Genomic DNA, 18,066 nt, shown 5'->3' on the forward strand with positions numbered 1-18,066 from the left:
CTGACTCACGGCGTGAGCACGCCGCAGCAATCAACACGCGCCCGTCAAAATGGTGAGTTGGCCCGATGCAATCGCGCGGTCGGCTCCATTTCCAACCGGTAGTCGTGATAAGGATTGCCGTTCGCCGGAAGTAGCGAGACCTCCATCAGGCCGATCTCCGGCTGCATGACCAGCGTAATGACCGTTGCCGTGAGATTGTGCAACGCTGATGGACGCGGCGGCCTGCAAAGCGACCAAGGCGTTTCCCAATTGTCCGCAAGTATCTTCTTGAGCTGCGCGACCGAGATTGATCCAATCAACGGCTCGATCAACGAACGCAGGCGGCGGTCGCGATAGAGGCTGTCCGGCATCGATATGACGCCGCATTCCGTCAATTTGGAGAGAGCCACCGGGCTTCTCCAGTGGTTGGCGTGAACCAGAACGCCGTCTTTCGGTTCGACTAGAAACGACTCGTCCGGCGCACATTCAAGGTCAAAGGCCAGACCACCGCTGGCGGTGGAAACAAGCATGTTGTTGGAAGTCGACTTGGGTATTGCATATGCGGATTTCAGGGATTGTGCGAAATGCCCATGTTCCAGAACATGGCGCCGCAGCAGGGCGAGCGGAAATCCCAGCGTCCGGTAATCACGGTCACTTTCAAGGTAATTGGCGGTAATCGCTGTCCCGACCGAGTTGAATCCGAACCTGCCAAGTGCTCCCGCTTCCGTGAACATCAGAATATCGGGTCCGTCATCGCTACGGATACGCACAACGATTGATGATTCCGCGCTTTCCGCTTTCCAATCCCAGTTGTGCGCGTGGATCAGGCGGTGCTCTGCACTCGCCTCCGGCTGGATGACAATCCCGGTGCAACCATCCGGTTCATCCTCACTCAGCAATTTCGCGCGTTGTGCGGGGTTGGTGGCAAGTTTCAGGATTTCGGTGCGTGCATTCAGTAGTAGAATGTGGTGGAATGGCACGTCCGCACCGCGCGCCACCCCGCGCATTTCCTCCACATGATGCGGAGCGAACTCTTCGATCCTCGGAACGAACGCCACCGCCACGCGCTCGATCTCAGCATCGGACAGGGATAGCGCATTCACCTGCTTGGCGTAGTGGGCGATGCCTATTCGAATTTCGGGTGCGGCCTGCGTGCCATAGGAAACCCCACGCTCATATGGCTTTCCCGCAATTTCGATCAGACGGCACCGGTCAGGCATTGCTTCTTCCCTTCGGACGAACTCTATATCATGGTTTTTGTGCATTCAAAGAGCAAAAGTTTGATTTTCGCACATGATGGGAGAGTGGCTTTTTTTGGCTATTTTTCGTGCATTAATTGATTATGGCGGAACCTTCTCTCATGCAGAAACAGAATTCTATTGAGCTTTATATTCAAAAAATCCATAAATTGATTCGATTGTGAAGAGGTCATTGGAGAGCGGAAAATGGGTGGGCGGCGACAAAGGCATTCGGCTGGAAGGGCGCTGGCAAGACATACGCTTTTCTGTTCGATAGCCGCTCTCTGTCTTGGCGCGGCACCCGCCAGCAGCGGCCCGCAGCAACCTCGGCCTCTCGCAGCAACCCTGATCGTTTACAATGCGCGCGTCTGGACCGGCGATGATGCTCAGCCCAATGCAGAGGCGATTGCGATCACTGGATCAAAAATCGCGTTAGTCGGCACTGAGCGCGAAGTTCTGGCGCTTCGTGGTCCTGCCACAAAACTGATCGACGCAAACCGCAAGTCCGTTCTGCCCGGCTTTATCGATGCGCACACGCATTTTGAAAATGCGTCGCTATGGAACTTCAACGCCGCCCTCAATTCGCTGGATCGCGACGCCGATATTGCCGCATCGCTTCGCGAAAAGGCCGCGCTCCTACCGAAGAATATCTGGATCACAGGTGGAGAATGGGGCCTTAACGCCGCTGCCGCCGCCAAAATGGCAGGTGCGGCGTATACGCCCACGTCGCTCGACCTCGCCGCGATTGATGCGGCCACGCCCGACAATCCCGTATTATTGAAGCGATATGACGGTGCTCACTTCATCAATTCAAAAGGGCTCGCATTTCTCGGCATCAACAACCTGACGCCAGATTTCCCAGGTGGCTTCGGGAGGGATGCGCGTGGGGCGCTCAATGGAATGCTCTTTGGCGCTGCGGGACAGCGCGTTGCGACAATGCTGCCGCCAAATAGCCGGGCAAGAACGCTGATCGGCGCCCGGGTGGCGCTCGCACAACTCAACAGCGTCGGCATCACGAGCATCCACGACATCGCGCGCGTGCCCGCCATCTCCGAGACCAAGCTGTTTCACTCCGCTGTAGAACGCAGCTATAGTGACGTCACGCTTTTTCAGGATATGCAAAGGCGCGGCGAGCTAACCGTACGCGTGTATCCCATTCTTTCTGCCGAAAGTTATGATCAACTCGCGACGCACGGCATTACACCGGGAAGCGGCGACGACATGATCCGTTACGGCGCGGTGAAGCTCTTCATCGACGGATCGCTGATGCACGCGCCCTTTCGTAACAATCCTCCGGAAAGAGCGGCCTTCGCTGGCGATTACACCTTTCGGGTGGAGAGCCCTCAGCGCCTCCAGCATCTCGTGGTCGGTGCGGATGCGCTGGGCTTCGACGTTGCGGCCCATGCGCTTGGCGATCGCGCGCATTACGAGCTCATGAACTGGTTTGAAGTGGCCATACGCCGTAACGGCCCACGCGATCGCCGTCTGCGCTGGATCCACGCCTGGTATCCAGCGATGAGCGAAATCAAACGCGCCGGACGACTGGGCATGATTGCCGACGTCACGCCCCAACAGTTTTTTAACGATATCGGCGACCTTCAGGAGAAGCTGGGGCCGGAGCGGGCCAAGACCGCCTATGCGTGGCGCACGATGATCGACAACGGCTTTCGTATCAACATCGCAAGCGATTGGCCCGGCGGGTTCAACGACAAAGTGCCGACACCCTTCAATCCGCTTGAGAATATCTATTACGCCATTGAGCGCACGCCCAAGGGTGAGCAGGCCGGACCAAGAAACGATGTGGCGCAGGGAATGACGCTTGAAGAAGCCCTGCGCGCCTACACCGTGAATCCAGCCTATGCCGCGCGTGAAGAGCACACCAAGGGCTCGCTCACCGCAGGCAAGCTGGCTGATATTGTTATCCTTTCTGAAGACATTTTCAGACGGCCGATTTCAGGACTGCTCACCACGAGTGTCCGTTGCACCATATTGGGCGGGGAAACCATCTATCGGATCGCGTCGCAGGGAAAACCCTCAGCATGTTAACGCACCGGGATTTGGTTCAACACCATCTGCCCAGCCACCAACCGCCGCCGCACCTCAACAGTTTCCAGGTGCGGAAACGAGAAAGACCATCATGACGCCTTTTGATCCCATCGCCCGCGATAGCAATCGTACTGACGCGTTCTGGATGCCGTTCACGCCGCAGCGGCAATATCGGCAGCGACCGATCAGCATCGCTTCTGCAAGCGGCATGAGCTATTTCACCGAAGATGGATGTGAGTTGTTAGACACCATGGCTGGTCTATGGTGCGTCAATGCGGGCCATGCTCAGCCGAAAATCGTCGAGGCCATTCGCGACATGGCAGGTCGCCTCGATTATGTTTCGTCTTTCAAGATGAGCCACCCGGGCGCCGAGGCCACGGCGCAGGCATTGACCAACCTCGCGCCCGCATCGATCGACCATGCCTTCTTCACGGGTTCAGGTTCCGAAGCGGTCGAAACCGCACTGAAGATCGCGCGCGGATATCATCAGGCGCGGGGCGACGGACGACGCACGAAACTGATCGGGCGCCAGAAATCTTATCACGGGGTCAATTTCGGCGGTCTTTCGGTTTCCGGCATCGCACCGCACAAGCGTGCATTCGGGCCGCTGCTTGGCGACGTCGCACACCTACCGCTGCCTTATGACGAACGCATGCGCTTTTCGATAGGGCAGCCGGAATGCGGAGCAGAGTATGCCGACTGGCTGGAACGCCTGATCGCGATCCACGACGCCAGCACGATTGCCGCCGTGATCGTTGAGCCAATCACGGGATCGGGAGGCATCTATCTGCCGCCGGTGGGCTATCTCGAAAAATTGCGCGAAATCTGTGACCGCAGCGGCATTCTCTTGATATTCGATGAGGTGATCACTGGCTTTGGCAGATTGGGCGAATACTTTGCATCGCAATATTTTGGTGTAACGCCCGACATCATCACATGTGCCAAGGGCCTGACTAATGGTGCCGTGCCGATGGGTGCAGTGCTCGTACGCGATACCGTGTTCGATGCCTTCATGCACGGACCTGCCGAAACGATTGAGCTCTTTCACGGCTACACTTACTCCGCGCACCCCCTTGCCTGCGCCGCTGCCCTGGCGACGTTCGCGGTGCACCAGGAGTTGCGGATCAACGACCATGTGCGTGAGATCGCGCCCATCTGGAGAAATGCGGTACATGCGCTCAAAGACGCGCCGCATGTCGCAGACATAAGGACCGCCGGCATTCTGAGCGCAATCGAACTTACACCTCGCCCAGACGCACCGGGTGCCCGGGCGGCCGATTGCCTCGACCTTTGTCTTGCCGCCGGGCTGTTGGTGCGCACATCAGGGGACACCTTCTTACTTTCGCCACCCCTTATCATTGCAGAACCGGCGATTGGGCGTATCATCGATACGCTTTCAGCGGCCCTGTCAGAGGTCGCGTAGTGGTGCGAACGCAGCACTTCTTTATCGACGGCGCCTGGGTCGCCCCTTTGGTGGGCGGAGAAACTTTGCCGGTTGTCGACCCATCGACAGAAGAGGTCTTCGCGACGATTGCCATCGGTACGGCGGCCGATGTCGACCGCGCCGTAATCGCCGCCCGTCGCGCTTTTCCGGCCTTTGCCTCAACCCCAACTTCTGCGCGGGTCGCACTGTTGGAGCGAATCGGCGATGTCCTCGAACGGCGACTGGAGGAGGTCGCTTGTGCGATCAGCCGGGAAATGGGGGCGCCGATCACGCTGGCGCGTCAAAACCATGTGCCATCCAGCATAAACCATTTCCGCCGCGCCGCCCAAGTGCTGGCGGAATACTGGTTCGACACCACACTCAACACCACCCGCGTGACACGCGAACCGATCGGCGTATGCGGCCTTATCACGCCATGGAACTGGCCCCTCAATCAAATCGCTTGCAAGATCGCGCCCGCCCTCGCCAGTGGATGTACCATCATCCTGAAGCCGAGTGAGTTCGCGCCAATCTCCGCACTTATCCTTGCCGAGATTCTTGATGAGGCGGGTGTACCACCTGGCGTCTTCAACCTTGTCAATGGCGATGGGGCGGGCGTCGGCGATGCCATTGCACGCCATACCGAGATCGACATGGTTTCTTTTACTGGCTCGACGCGGGCTGGAATTATGGTGGCCAAGGCCGCCGCTGACACGGTCAAGCGCGTGACTCAGGAACTCGGTGGCAAGTCACCCAGCATCCTGCTCGACGACGCCGATATCGCCCAGGCAGTGGCGCATAGCGCAACCGCTTGTTTCCGCAATTCTGGGCAGTCCTGCAATGCCCCGACCCGTCTCCTCGTCCCACGCAACCGCCAGCACGAAGCTGCAGCCGTTGCCGCGAAAATTGCAGCCGACTTCGTCGCTGGCCCAACGAAGAGCGAAGCGACCCTACTCGGTCCGGTAGCCAATGCGGCGCAGTTCGCCCGGGTCAATGCGCTGATTGAAGCAGGAATTCAGGAAGGCGCGAATCTGGTGGCTGGCGGACTGGGACTTCCCGATGGGTTAACCCAAGGCTATTTCGTGCGCCCCACCGTTTTCGACAATGTCTCACCTGGCATGATCATCGCGCGAGAGGAAATCTTCGGACCAGTGCTTTCCATCATTCCCTACAACGATGAGGATGCCGCAATCTCTATCGCCAATGATACCGTGTACGGACTTTCCGCTTACGTTACATCGAGCGATATCGATCGCGCACGTGCCGTCGCGCGCCGTATCCGCGCCGGTATGGTCCATATCAACGGCGCACGGGCCGACAACGCTGCCGCGTTTGGCGGATACAAACAGTCAGGCAATGGGCGCGAATGGGGTGTTTTCGGCTTTGAGGAGTTTCTCGAGATCAAATCCATGTTCGGATACGAGGCAGCCTAATAACCCCCTAAAGCTCAAATCTGCCCGGCGATAACAAAAGACAAAGCTCGCCCGGGTTTTCGGCGCCCCCATAAGCGCCATATGCATTGAGGTGCTATAAAGTACCTTGAAAGCCTGCCCCGCTGGCGGGCATAAGCCGTAGATGAGCCAAACATCAAGTAAAGCCGATATGCAAGAGTTGAGCAAATTGCAGCGCCAGATCGTACGCCAGATTGCGCGGCATGTGCGTGACAACAATCTGCCTCCCGGCACTCAGCTGACTGAAATCGGACTTGCCGAACTGTTTGGCGTTTCGCGTTCTCCCGTGCGGGCGGCGCTCGATTTTCTTGCGCTCAACGGCGCGATGGACAGCGCTGCGCGCCGTGGCTTCACGATTTCGAACCACCCGGAAGCGTTCGATGCATTCGATGTGGACGAAGAATCCGAAGTCGATACGCTGTATCTCAGGATCGCCAGCGACTTCATGTCCGATCGGCTGGGAGATCATTTCTCCGAGGCGGATCTGATGCGCCGTTATCATGTCAGCCGCAGTTTCCTCCTCCGGGTGCTGCAACGTATGGCACGCGACTTCGTGATCGAGCGCAGTCAGGGTCATGGCTGGCGGTTTGCCCAATTGGTAAAGTCGGCCGAGGCGCACGATGCCAGCTACCGCTTTAGAATGCTCGTCGAACCTGCCGCGATACTTGAGCCGGGGTACGAACTCGATCGTCGTTGGGCTGAGCGCTCACGCGCCGCACATGAAGCGATCTTAAACATGGACCCAAGCAAGATTTCCCCCATCCGCTTCTTCGAAATGAACTCCGATTTTCACGAATTGATCGCTGCCGGTTCCCATAACAGCTTCTTTTTGCAGGCCGTCCAGCAGCAGAACCGATTGCGTCGATTCATAGATTATGACTGGGGTTATGGCGCCGAACGGATGCGGCAGAACTGCCAGGAACATCTGGAAATGCTTGCGGCGCTGGAAAAGCGCGACCTTGAATGGGCGTCGATGCTCATGCGCCGCCATTTAGACCTCGCTGCTCAAACAAAGTTGGTGTTGAGCTCGGAGCCCGAGTGAATCGGATCGTTGCGGCGTAGGGCCGCCTGACTGTTGCCTGCATACGCACACAACGCCGCTCACACTTATTTTCATCGGCGGGCAGGGGCTATCCGGGCGCACGGCGAGCCGCTGAGTTGGCACACACGTAGAAAACCTGCCCCGCATCCCGGCCCGGCTTAGGATGCGGTTGGTGGTCGCGCGTCAGTCGATTTGTAAGCTAGGCTTTCTCATTATTCTGTGTTGCATTTTGTATATTTAAAGTACACAGTGCGGCTGCATCGTAACGAACCGGGCAGGGGCGAAGACGTAGTCCGCTTTCGCTTATTTCTCGTGATCGATTCGGGTTATGCAGTATGAAAACGCCAACGCAAGCGCCTGAAATTTGAGAATCAAAATGATTTGTGACGCAGCGTAATGCAAAATGCTGAAGTGTCCGAACCGCCGATTCATCCGACGGAATCAAGAAAGGTTGAGATGCGAGGTCTCGTGTTCGGCGCGGCATTGGCGCTTGCCGGTTGCTCGGACGCCTCAGTCATCGCCCCCGCCGACGCGATCAATGTGGGCGTCAGTGCAGACATTCGCGGGACTGATCCGGGGGTAAGGCGCGACGCCAATACCGACAACGTAATGGCCCATGTCGTCGAAGGGTTGGTCGCATATACGGAGCGCGGTGATGTTGCTCCCCTGCTCGCCCAAAACATCGCCATCTCGGATGACGAAAAGACATATACATTCAAGCTGCGCGCGGGGATCCGCTTTCACAACAGCGCTCCGCTGACGGCCGATGATGTTGTATGGAGTTGGAAACGTTATCTCGACCCGAAGACCGGCTGGGTTTGCCTGCCCGATTTCGACGGCACAAACGGTGCGCGCATCCTGTCGGTGAAGGCGCTCAGTACAGACACCGTGGCATTCACGCTCGACCGGCGGCAGCCAATGTTTCTCACTCAAATGGCCTCCCTGCTTTGCGGGGGCAGCCCGGTCCTGCATCACAGCTCCGTCAACCGCGACGGCTCGTGGCGCGCACCGGTATCGACAGGTCCTTACTTCATTTCAACCTGGCGTCGCGGCGAGTTTATCGAGATGCGGGCATTCAAGGGGTACAAACCGCTGCCGGGGCCGCGCGATGGGTTCGTCGGCGCAAAGATCGCTTATGCGCCGCGTATCCGCTGGGTGGTCATTCGTGACGGCGCGTCGCGCCTCGCTGCCCTCGCAAAGGGACAAATCGATGTTGTTCCAGAAATAACCGTTGCCGAATTTCGCCAAATCAAGCGCATTCGCAATGTCCGGATCATTAGCGCACCCTCAGCATTGGTGAACTGCATCCTGCTGCAGACGAAAGACCCTCTGCTTTCAGACGTGCGGATCCGTCGCGCCCTGGCGCTTGCGATCGACCTGCCGACGGTTTCCGCACTCGTCACGGGAGGGCGCGGGGCCGCAAACGCATCTATGTTGCCGACCACCTCGCCATATCACAATGGCATTCATAGCAAGTTGCCACAGGCCGACATTGCCGAAGCAAAGCGGCTTCTGCGCGAGGCTGGCTATAACGGCGAGCCGATCATCATGACGACCAATCGAGGTTTCGTCGACATGTTCGATCAGGCGCTCCTGGTTCAGGCAATGGCCCGCAAGGTAGGCATTAATATCCAGCTCCGCGTGACAGAGTGGGCGACACAGCTCGACATGTTCCAGAATGGCAATTTTCAGCTCATGTCCTTTAGCTACTCGGTGCGGTCGGATCCCTATCTCCGCTACGAAGCAATATTGGGCGATCGCGATAAGAGCAGCCGAAAGATTTGGGGAAATCTGGAAGCGCGCGCCTTGCTTGCCATGGTGGGACAGGAGCAGGATCCAGCGAAACGGCAGTCCATGCTGAACCAGATGCACAAGCTGATGCGTGCCGATATCCCGCTCATCGTGTTGTTCAACCCTGCGGATAACAATGTGGTTCGATCGAACATTGTCGGTTTTCGGTCATGGCCGATCGGTCGGACCCGTTTGTGGGGGGTGCGCAAGGTACAGCTTTACCGTGCCCAAAAGTGACGTTTGGTACCGTCTGTTTTTTGAAATCGAATGACAGCGAAATGATGCATCCAGACGATGCGCGAGTTAAGGAAAAGCGTGATATGATCCGCAATGCCGGAATGCTTGTTGCCTTGAGCGCGACACTCGCACTTTCCGCTACCCTGATACCAAGTGCATCAGCAGCGGAAGCGACTGCGCCAGCCAGCGCTCGGCCCAATCCGCGAGAGGAAGGCGCCAGGTCGCTCGTCCTGACGTATCACGTGTCACCTGCCGACCGGCTCGCATTTCGCCGAGCCTATGAAAAGGGTGCCCTCCCTCTTTTGAAGAAATTAGCTCGGGCGGGGAAGCTGCACGATTATCAGGTCGTGTGGAGCCGGTACGTCGATGCTCCCGGCTGGACGATGATGACATTCCTAACATTTGCCGAACCGTCCGGCCTCGCCAACTGGCGGCAGGTTGAGGAGTCGATGCCGGGTGGGCTTCCTGACGATGCGTTGTCCCTTGTCAAGTCCATCGAAACCGCACCCGCCGATCTTATGCGAGAAAGCCCATCAACCGACAAAAATCTACCGGGCTCTGTCTTTCTAGTCGTGCCCTACGATTATCTGATCGGCACCGATGACTATGTCAGTTACGTCGATGGCTATGTGCTGAAGCAATTTGATGGTTGGATGGCCGAAAAAGCGCTGACCGGATATCGCTTCTACGTCGCCCGCTACGGCGCCGTTCGCCCTTGGTCAGCAATGATTCTGCTGGAATATCGCGGTGAGGAGGGCCTGGCATCGCGAGATGCAACGATGGCAAAGGTCCGCGCCCGTCTGAAGGCAGACCCTGAATGGGCGGCGCTGGCAGCGAACAAGCAAAATATCCGCACAGAGCGGACGCCCCTGATCGCCGACCCGGTAAACTGAAAGCGAAGGCTGATCGCATGCAGGAACGCACGCACCAATGATCCGCTATGTGGCACGGCGAGTTACACTCGCTATTCCGACATTGCTGCTGGCCAGTGCCATCATCTTCTTCATGGTGAGGCTGGTGCCCGGCGATCCCGCACAATTGATGCTGGGCGAAGTGGACAACCCGGCGGAACTGGCCCGCCTGCGGTCACAGATGATGCTGGACCGGCCAATATGGGAACAGTTTCTCGGCTGGCTTGGCCGGGTCGTGAGCGGTGATCTGGGGAGCTCGATCGTTCAGCAGCGACCCGTCGGCGATATACTCATGCCGGCATTCGGCGTGACGGCATCGCTGGTGATCCCGGCCGTCACGCTGGCGGTTCTTCTAGCGATTCCGGCCGGTTCGTTCGCTGCACGGAAGAAGGACAGCGCACTCGACACCGGGATCATGGCGCTGGCAACGACGTTCCTGTCGATCCCCAGCTTTTGGCTCGGCCTAATCTTCCTGCTGGCATTCGGCGTAAAGCTCGATCTGTTTCCTGTGGTCGGCTACGTATCGCTCGTAGAAGATCCAGCCGAAGGATTGACTTATCTCATCATGCCCGTGCTGGCGCTCGCGCTGATCGAAACCGGCGTTCTGGTGAGAATGGTTCGGTCGAGCACGCTGGATGTATTGTCGCTGGAATATGTCACCCATGCGCGGGCCAAAGGCCTTTCGGAAGCGACGGTGATGCGCCGCCATGTATTACGCAACGCAATCGCGCCCACTTGGACGATGATCGGTCTTACACTGGGAGCGCTGCTCGGCGGCGCTGTAGTTACGGAAACAGTGTTCACCCTACCCGGATTAGGGCGCCTGATGGTTGATAGTATCTTCGCCCGTGATTATCCATTGGTTCAGGGCTGCATGCTGCTGATTACGAGTGTGTATGTCGTTGTTAATCTGTTGATCGAAATCAGCCATTCCCTTTTCGATCCAGGAGCACGCCATGAAGGATGATGGCTGGCGTAATCTGCTACGTAAGAACAATTTCATCATTGGCGGATCGCTGCTCGGCATCGTCATGCTCGCGGCACTGGCTGGAGCGATCGCCACGCCATATGATCCGATCGATATCGACGCGGCGAACCTCTTGGCCGCGCCATCGCTGGCTCATTGGCTTGGCACGGACGAATGGGGCCGGGATGTCGTGAGCCGCCTTCTAAAAGGGGCGGGGACAAGCGTTTCAATCGGTCTGATGACGGCGGTCGCCGCGACCCTATCCGGCGCATTGCTGGGTGCCACTTCAGCTTATCTTGGCGGATGGCTCGATCGCATCGTGATCGCGGCAATGGATGCGCTGCTGGCCTTCCCATCGCTTATTATGGCGCTGGCCGTCGTCGCGGTCTTCAGCAACAGCCAGTATGCTGTCGTGTTGGCGCTCAGCGTAGCTTATGCTCCATCTGTAGTCCGGGTTGTCCGCTCGGCGGTCCTGGCAATGAAACGCAAGGATTTTGTGGACGCCTCCCTTGTGATGGGCAACAGTCGCGCCTTCACATTATATCGACATATATTGCCCAATACGATCGCGACAGTGATCGTGCTCGCCACTTCCCTGTTTGGCTGGGCTTTACTCGCGGAAAGCTCCCTCTCGTTCCTTGGACTCGGCGTACCACCGCCCGCCCCAAGTTGGGGGGGGATGCTGGCCGACAGTCGCCATTATTTTGAAGATGCCCCTTGGCTGGCGATCGCACCCGGCCTTGCCATTTCGTTCTCCCTTCTTGGTACAAACCTGCTTGGCGACGCGCTGCGTGACCATTTCGATCCAAGGATGCGCAATCTGTGAGTATCGATACACCCACGCCCGTTCTTGATGTTAACGGACTGACCATCGCACTGTCGCGGCATGGCCGTGTCGTGCGCAAGCTGGTCGAGAATGTCAGCTTCACGATCCCTTCCAAGGGAATTCTGGCACTCGTTGGCGAATCCGGCAGCGGCAAAACGATGATCGGTCGATCAATACTTGGTCTGCTGCCCGATGCCGCATCGATCGCGGCGGGGAATGTCGATCTGGCAGGAGAGAGCCTGATCGGGCTGCCGCCCCAACGCATGCGTCATATCCGAGGCAGCAGGATCGGCATGGTGTTTCAGGAGCCGATGGTATCGCTCAACCCATCTCTGCGTATTGGTTTTCAAATGATGGAAGCGCTGCGCCTCCACAAGCGGATGTCAGTTTCAGAAGCCCGCGAGCTCTGTCTCGACATGCTTGCACGCGTTGGCATCGTAGACCCCCAGGGAAGCTTCGATGCATATCCGGCACAATTTTCAGGTGGCATGCGGCAGCGAATCATGCTCGCCTCGGTCCTGGCGATCCGCCCCACACTCCTGATAGCCGACGAGCCAACAACCGCTCTCGATGCCGTCATTCGCAAGCAGGTGATGGACCTGATGGTCGACCTGACACAGGAGATGAGCACAGCAGTGCTGCTCATCAGCCACGATCTGGGCATGGTGTCCCAATATGCCGATCAGGTTGTCGTCATGCAGCACGGCCAGATGATTGAAGCAGGTTCGCCCGATGACATCCTACTTAATCCCCAGCATGATTATACGGCAGCACTGGTCGGCGCGCTCCCGAGCCGCCTGCCGGACGATAATAGCAAAAGCGCGAAAGCGCCGCTGATAGAGATACGCGATCTGCGTATCGAATATCCCCGAAAACGCCGGCTTTTCAGGAAGTCGCCCCCAACCAGGCCGGCGGTCGACGCCGTATCTTTCGACATCTGCCGGGGCGAAACGTTAGCAGTGGTGGGTGAATCCGGATCGGGCAAAACAACGATTGGCCGAGCCCTGATCCGGCTTCTCGAAAAGACCAGCGGCCAGGTACGTTTCGACGGCGATGACTACGATCAGTTTAGCGCCGAGCGTCTGCGGTGGTTTCGTCAGAGCACACAGATGGTGTTCCAGGATCCCTATGGCTCACTCGACCCACGCATGCGGTTGGAGGAGCTTGTTGCGGAGAGCCTGAGACTTCAACGAAGTCTTCCAACCCAGCAGCGCCTGGAACGCGCCAGGGCAATGCTCACCGAAGTGGGCTTGCCCGGGGAATTTGCGCGGCGCTTCGCCCATGAACTGTCGGGTGGCCAACGTCAGCGCGTCTGCATCGCCCGCGCGATCGTTGGCGAACCGAAGTTCATTGTAGCCGACGAACCTGTGTCAGCACTGGATGTCACAATTCAGAGTCAGGTGCTGGCATTGCTGTCCCGCTTACAGAAAAAATACAGTTTCACAGTCATGTTCATCAGTCATGACCTTGGTGTCGTCGAACAGATCGCCGACCGGGTCGCTGTGATGTTCCGGGGGTATCTGGTGGAGATCGGTTCGCGCGACGATATCTATGATCGTCCCCATCATCCCTACACGCAAAAACTTCTTGCGGCTACGCCGCGGCTATACCGGCGCGACGAAGGCGGCTATGCGCTGATGACACCCGATCTCCGTAAGATGCGCACACCCGACAATCTCGACTGGTTCTCCCCCTCTGACATGCCACATCAAATGCGAATGATGGAAGTTGGACAAGGACATTGGGTCGCCTGCCGGCCCAGTCTGACATAATTGCACAAAATTGGAGCTCCCCCGACAAAGGTGCCTATATTGACAACAACGATTTGTTGGTGTGGTCTGGGGAAAGGGGGCCATTTGGCAATTTAGTTTTTCCGCCTTGTGAAGCGCTTGGGATTGGTGGTCCAGATCCAGCGTTAACTGGAGCTGTTTACGCCACCTTCGCCGGTGATCGCGGCGTGCGACTTGTTCCATTCGATTGTGATGGCAGCGCTCGCGGCGCCGATGAAAAGCCCAGCAACAATGCCGACTACTGCAGACCATCTGATGATGCGTTGTTGGGCATGCGCCGTGCGTGCCGTCGCGAGCGCCGCCTCGATCTGACGCGTCGCGCTTGTCATCCCATTCTGAGCATGACCGAGCAGTCGGGCGTCTTCGGCGCGCACCTGGTCGCTCGCGCGCATGATCTGCTGTCCGATGGCTTCGGGTGTCAACTGGAGCGCCGGCGTCTCGGCCATGGCGCCGAGCGCGGCGTTCTGTTCCCTGATCCTCTGGCCGATCCCGGCCAGCACGCCGCTGTAATCGGGCTGTGCCTTCTGCTCGGCGGCAAGCCCTTCGAGCGCGCGGCGGAGCAGCGCTACCTCGCGCCTCAGTGCCTCGAACGCGTCTGCCGGGGATGAGTCGGTCGTCATGGGTGTGAGCCTAACGGCTGAGACCCCGCCCGCGCGAGAGGCCGAACCAGTCTGAGAGCTCCCGGGACAGGCCGCGCGCCGGTTCCATGCCGATGCCGAGCCCAAGCTCGCGAGCGCGTGGCCGAAGGAGTGATTCCATCTGCGCGTCGCGCTCGAGGCTCTTGGCGAGCCCGGCCATGCCGGCGTTGATCTTCGAGAGCTTGTGTTCCTCGCCCCAGAACCTGGCATGTTCCTGCTGCTTCCTGAGCCGGGTCCATTCGGCGACGAAGCGGTCGGCGCGGTAGGCAGGGTCGCTGCGAACACGCTCGGCCTCGTCGAGAAGGGCACGCGCCTTCCGCACGTCGCCGCGCGCCATCGTGTCGAGGAGTTTCAGGTCCGCGCGCCATGTATTGCGAAGGTCGCGCGCCGCGCCTGGGCGGATCGCGTCGAGCGCGGCCTCGTCGCGTTCGTGCGTTGCGCGAAGTTCGTCGCTCATCGGGACGCGCGCAAGCCCCATCTCGCGGACCTTGTGCACCGTCCGCGCATACTGCTCGACCGCCGGCTCCAGCTGGGGTTTCGGCGCCTGGATGGGGGTGCTTTTGAGCTGCAGCCCCTCGAACATGTCGCGGACCTTGACCGCGATCGCCTTGGCGCGCTCCCGGAGCGTGATGCCGCGCCGGGCGGCGAACGCCTCGGCCTTGTCTGCGACCGGCCCGTAGTCGCCGACCATATCCTTGCCGCGGTCGCGCCCAAGCGTGCGGACAAGCTGCTGCTCGGTCTTGAACGTCTCCTTGCCGTAGTAGAGATCGACCCGCTCCCTGTGACGCGAGAGCGCCACATAGGCACCGTGCCGGTCCATGCCGGATGTTCCGAGGACATAGGTCCGGTCCACCGTCACCCCCTGCGCCTTGTGGATCGTAGCGGCATAGCCATGGTCGATGTCGGTGTAGAGCTTCGTGTCGAACTGCAGGCTCCTGCCGTCATCGAGCATGATGGCCATGCGGGCCGGACTTACGTTCTCGACCCGCCCAAGCGATCCGTTCTTCACCTCCAGGCTTTTCTCGTTCCGCAGGAACATCACCCGGTCACCGCGCGCGAACGGCTTTGCGCCTTTCGTCGTTTCCACACGGACGTCATCACCCAGCTGCCTCCCCAGCCGCAGGCGCTGCCGCGCCAGTGCGTTGAGCTCTGCAACATCGGCGCGCGTGTGCGCGAGGATCAGCCGGCTCTTCTGCGGCTGCGTCGTCCGATCCTTGTCCCAGTGGTCGATGAGCGCTTTCTTCGCGTCGGCTTCGGTCGGCGCTCCGTGGACACGGTCATGCTCCTTGAGCGTCTGGACCGCCTCTGCCGTTCTGCCCGTGGCGAGCTGCCGGACGGCATCCCTCTGCCAGCCCTCATGCTGGCGGCGGATCTCGGTGACCTCGACGCCGCCGTGACGCTCGTGGATGGAGCGGAACGCCGCGCCTGCCTCGATCGCTTGCAGCTGCTCGGGATCACCCACGAGCACCACCTTCGCGCCGGCGTAGTTGGCGTGGCTCAGCACGCGCTCCATCTGCCGCGTCCCGATCATCCCGGCCTCGTCGATGACGAGCACGTCGCGGGGCGTCAGATGATCGGTGCCGCCCGCCCAGGCGTGCTCTTGTGCCGCGATCGTTCGCGACATGATGCGTGAGCCGCTTTCAAGGTTCTCGGCGGCGATGCCCGAGAGCGCGAGCCCTCGTACACGATAGCCTGCATCTTCCCAGGCTTCGCGCGCCACACCGAGCAGCGCGGACTTCCCCGTTCCGGCATAGCCGACAATGACACCGAGGCCTTTGGGTTCGGTGACATCATCGAGCGCGGCGCGCTGTTCCGACGAGAGCGCGAGCCCGCGCCGCCCGGCGCGCGCGACGGCATGGTCGCGGAAGAGCTCGGGGACACTGTGCTTTTCTCGCGCGTGCAGGCGCTCCGTGGCCTGCTCGAGCCGCTGCTCGGTCTCGATCATCGCGCGGGATGTGAACCGCTCCTGCTCGCGCCCGTCCTTGCCCAAGGCGACGAGCGCGGGCGAGGCTTCGACCGCGGCGAGCACGCGGTCGAACTGGTCCTTGCCGTCGCTGTGCCGGTGTACGAACATCGCAAGCTCACGGCGCGTGAACGTTGCCTGCTGGTGCGTGAGCGCATCGAGTGCCACCTCAGGGTGTTTGAGGATACGCTCACCGTTGGCGTGCGCGATGGCGCGGTGCTCGTCGAGGCGCTCCCCCGTGAGCCCCACGTCGGCCATGCGCGATGCCGCGGGGCCGATCTTGTTCTGGGGCTCAAGGTCGATGCCCTGCGCCTCAAGGCTGCGGTGGTCGACGCTGAGGTCGATGTCGCGCTCGGCGAGTGCGCGGTTGAGGTGCTGCGCCCAGGCCTCGCGCCAGTGTTCCAGAAGCTGCGTGCTGTTCCAGTCGCGCACCTTGGCGCCGAAGCCATTCTCATCCACCTCACGCATGGTGAGCATGACGTGGGCATGCGGCTTTGCCATGCCGTCGGCGCCGATGTCCCAGTGCACATTGAGGTCGACGCACATGCCGCGTTCCACGAACTCGTGGGCGACAAAGTCGCGCGCCACTTCAATCGCGTCCGCCTGTTCCAGTTCCCTTGGCAGCGCGAACTCGACCTCGCGCGCGAGCTGCGCGTCCTTGCGCACCTCGGCAGCTTCGACGCTGTTCCAGAGCGCTTCCCGGTCACGAAGCTGCTCCGGAGCGTTCTCCGGCAGCATCACCTCGGAGTGGATGACGCCGGCCTTGTTGGTGAAGTCGTGCTGACGATCGAGGCGCTGGTCGTGCAGCCGCGAGGCGGAGCGGTAGGCGGCGGACGCGAGCGCGCTCGCGCCGGTCGAACGGCTGATGATCTTCGCGCTGAGGTGGTAGATCGCCATGGCGGCACACGATCTACACCCCGAAAGCCACGTCGGCACGACGTATAAGCGCGCCCTCACAAGATCGAATCTCGTGAGGGACCGGGTGATCTCACACAGGTTCGGCCTCTTTACGGCTTGCGAAAACGACTCGTAGCGTCGGGTGCATCACCGCGAATGGAAAGGACACATCCCATGCGCAGGCCCCGTGACTATGATGCCGAGATGAAGGCACTCGCCGACAAGGCGAAGGCGCTTCAGGACCGGAAGCTGAGAGAGCTTGGGCAGCTCGTCATAGCGACCGGCGCTGATACGCTCGGGGCCGATGTGCTCGCGGGCGTGCTGGTCAAAGCCGTCACCACGACAGACATGGTGCAGAAGGAGGAATGGCGCACGGCTGGTGCTGCGTTCTTTCTGCGAGGGAAACACGCTGCTGGTGCTGCGAAGGACACTGCGCGCCGAGCGAAGGCTCCGCGTTCTACAGAGCCGACTGCAGGCGCGGCGGGCGCGGGCTGATACACGACACTGGGTCGTGAAACGCCGCGAGCGGACGCGTAAGCTCATTGAGCTTGGCGGGCTCGTCGTCAAGGCCAGGCTCGATGCGATGGTCGAGGATGACAGGGCGGCGATCTATGGCGCGCTGCTCGGGCTCGTGCAACAGGCGGATGGAGAGCAGCGCGAGGAGGAGGTTGCGTTGTGGCGGCGCAAGGGGAAACGGGCGTTCGAAACGGAGGCGGCGGAACAGAGTCGATAGTCAGCTTCGTTCGACACTCCGGAACGTCCACTTTCAGAAATCAATGGCCTTGAGCTGCCCTAAATTTATCTCACGAGATCCGCTGTCAACAAGGGCAGGTCAAGAGGCGTGTGCCCAGCGACACGGGCGACAAT

14 protein-coding genes are annotated in these 18,066 nt (G+C 59.8%); 11 read left to right on the forward strand and 3 right to left on the reverse strand.

Translation table 11 applies throughout. The annotated features are described in order from the left end of the window. Positions 1–44 precede the first annotated feature (44 nt). Positions 45–1,199, reverse strand: coding sequence for a C45 family autoproteolytic acyltransferase/hydolase (locus ACE3TJ_RS06820; protein ID WP_374595155.1), 1,155 nt, complete (start codon positions 1,197–1,199; stop codon positions 45–47). A gap of 225 nt (positions 1,200–1,424) precedes the next feature. Here ACE3TJ_RS06820 and ACE3TJ_RS06825 point away from each other — a divergent pair, with 225 nt between their 5' ends. The 9 genes from ACE3TJ_RS06825 to ACE3TJ_RS06865 all read left to right on the forward strand — a co-directional run bounded on the left by ACE3TJ_RS06825 (position 1,425) and on the right by ACE3TJ_RS06865 (position 13,683). Then, entirely contained in the window at positions 1,425–3,263 is a 1,839-nt protein-coding gene (locus ACE3TJ_RS06825) for an amidohydrolase (RefSeq protein WP_374595157.1), read from the forward strand. Positions 3,264–3,354: 91 nt separating this feature from the next. Continuing rightward, positions 3,355–4,686: an aminotransferase class III-fold pyridoxal phosphate-dependent enzyme gene (locus ACE3TJ_RS06830; RefSeq protein ID WP_374595159.1), complete on the forward strand. Its 1,332-nt coding sequence runs from the start codon at positions 3,355–3,357 to the stop codon at positions 4,684–4,686. Further along, positions 4,686–6,119 carry an aldehyde dehydrogenase family protein gene (locus ACE3TJ_RS06835; protein WP_374595161.1) on the forward strand — a complete coding sequence of 478 codons (1,434 nt, stop codon included), beginning with the start codon at positions 4,686–4,688 and terminating at the stop codon, positions 6,117–6,119. Before ACE3TJ_RS06830 ends, ACE3TJ_RS06835 begins: the two co-directional genes overlap by 1 nt. A 142-nt stretch (positions 6,120–6,261) precedes the next feature. Then, positions 6,262–7,179 carry an FCD domain-containing protein gene (locus ACE3TJ_RS06840; RefSeq protein WP_374595163.1) on the forward strand — a complete coding sequence of 306 codons (918 nt, stop codon included), beginning with the start codon at positions 6,262–6,264 and terminating at the stop codon, positions 7,177–7,179. Positions 7,180–7,575: 396 nt separating this feature from the next. Continuing rightward, positions 7,576–9,207 carry an ABC transporter substrate-binding protein gene (locus tag ACE3TJ_RS06845; RefSeq protein ID WP_374595165.1) on the forward strand — a complete coding sequence of 544 codons (1,632 nt, stop codon included), beginning with the start codon at positions 7,576–7,578 and terminating at the stop codon, positions 9,205–9,207. A gap of 83 nt (positions 9,208–9,290) precedes the next feature. Next, a complete protein-coding gene (locus ACE3TJ_RS06850) occupies positions 9,291–10,100 on the forward strand; it encodes a hypothetical protein (RefSeq protein WP_374595167.1) in 810 nt (269 codons plus the stop codon). Positions 10,101–10,137: 37 nt separating this feature from the next. Then, positions 10,138–11,085: an ABC transporter permease gene (locus ACE3TJ_RS06855; RefSeq protein WP_374595169.1), complete on the forward strand. Its 948-nt coding sequence runs from the start codon at positions 10,138–10,140 to the stop codon at positions 11,083–11,085. Further along, a complete protein-coding gene (locus ACE3TJ_RS06860; protein ID WP_374595171.1) occupies positions 11,075–11,911 on the forward strand; it encodes an ABC transporter permease in 837 nt (278 codons plus the stop codon). The genes ACE3TJ_RS06855 and ACE3TJ_RS06860 overlap by 11 nt, the downstream gene beginning before the upstream one ends. Next, on the forward strand, positions 11,908–13,683 hold the full coding sequence (locus tag ACE3TJ_RS06865) for a dipeptide ABC transporter ATP-binding protein (protein WP_374595173.1): 1,776 nt from the start codon (positions 11,908–11,910) through the stop codon (positions 13,681–13,683). Before ACE3TJ_RS06860 ends, ACE3TJ_RS06865 begins: the two co-directional genes overlap by 4 nt. Positions 13,684–13,826: 143 nt before the next feature. Here the strand turns inward: ACE3TJ_RS06865 and ACE3TJ_RS06870 are convergent, their stop codons facing one another. Together ACE3TJ_RS06870 and traA are read right to left on the reverse strand one after the other, a co-directional pair. Continuing rightward, the gene (locus ACE3TJ_RS06870) at positions 13,827–14,321 is read right to left on the reverse strand and encodes a hypothetical protein (protein ID WP_374595175.1); all 495 of its coding nucleotides are present in this window, start codon (positions 14,319–14,321) and stop codon (positions 13,827–13,829) included. Between the two features lie 10 nt (positions 14,322–14,331). Next, on the reverse strand, positions 14,332–17,199 hold the full coding sequence (gene traA, locus ACE3TJ_RS06875) for a Ti-type conjugative transfer relaxase TraA (RefSeq protein WP_374595177.1): 2,868 nt from the start codon (positions 17,197–17,199) through the stop codon (positions 14,332–14,334). A gap of 174 nt (positions 17,200–17,373) precedes the next feature. On the opposite strand from traA, the gene ACE3TJ_RS06880 reads away from it, so the two are divergent. Continuing rightward, positions 17,374–17,694 (forward strand): conjugal transfer protein TraD, encoded by a 321-nt coding sequence (locus tag ACE3TJ_RS06880; RefSeq protein WP_374595179.1) that lies wholly within the window; start codon positions 17,374–17,376, stop codon positions 17,692–17,694. A 16-nt stretch (positions 17,695–17,710) separates the two neighbouring features. Continuing rightward, complete coding sequence (locus tag ACE3TJ_RS06885; RefSeq protein ID WP_374595181.1) at positions 17,711–17,932, forward strand: conjugal transfer protein TraD; 222 nt, start codon at positions 17,711–17,713, stop codon at positions 17,930–17,932. The last annotated feature ends 134 nt before the right edge of the window (positions 17,933–18,066 follow it).

This window comes from Sphingosinicella sp., assembly GCF_041916975.1.
Taxonomy (GTDB): domain Bacteria; phylum Pseudomonadota; class Alphaproteobacteria; order Sphingomonadales; family Sphingomonadaceae; genus Sphingosinicella.

Bases quoted from the DNA above. Each gene is read 5' to 3' on its own strand.
- ACE3TJ_RS06820 (WP_374595155.1), bottom strand. From the start codon at position 1,199: ATGCCTGACCGGTGCCGTCTGATCGAAATTGCGGGAAAGCCATATGAG.
- ACE3TJ_RS06825 (WP_374595157.1), top strand. From the start codon at position 1,425: ATGGGTGGGCGGCGACAAAGGCATTCGGCTGGAAGGGCGCTGGCAAGA.
- ACE3TJ_RS06830 (WP_374595159.1), top strand. From the start codon at position 3,355: ATGACGCCTTTTGATCCCATCGCCCGCGATAGCAATCGTACTGACGCG.
- ACE3TJ_RS06840 (WP_374595163.1), top strand. From the start codon at position 6,262: ATGAGCCAAACATCAAGTAAAGCCGATATGCAAGAGTTGAGCAAATTG.
- ACE3TJ_RS06845 (WP_374595165.1), top strand. From the start codon at position 7,576: ATGCAAAATGCTGAAGTGTCCGAACCGCCGATTCATCCGACGGAATCA.
- ACE3TJ_RS06850 (WP_374595167.1), top strand. From the start codon at position 9,291: ATGATCCGCAATGCCGGAATGCTTGTTGCCTTGAGCGCGACACTCGCA.
- ACE3TJ_RS06855 (WP_374595169.1), top strand. From the start codon at position 10,138: ATGATCCGCTATGTGGCACGGCGAGTTACACTCGCTATTCCGACATTG.
- ACE3TJ_RS06860 (WP_374595171.1), top strand. From the start codon at position 11,075: ATGAAGGATGATGGCTGGCGTAATCTGCTACGTAAGAACAATTTCATC.
- ACE3TJ_RS06870 (WP_374595175.1), bottom strand. From the start codon at position 14,321: ATGACGACCGACTCATCCCCGGCAGACGCGTTCGAGGCACTGAGGCGC.
- traA (WP_374595177.1), bottom strand. From the start codon at position 17,199: ATGGCGATCTACCACCTCAGCGCGAAGATCATCAGCCGTTCGACCGGC.
- ACE3TJ_RS06880 (WP_374595179.1), top strand. From the start codon at position 17,374: ATGCGCAGGCCCCGTGACTATGATGCCGAGATGAAGGCACTCGCCGAC.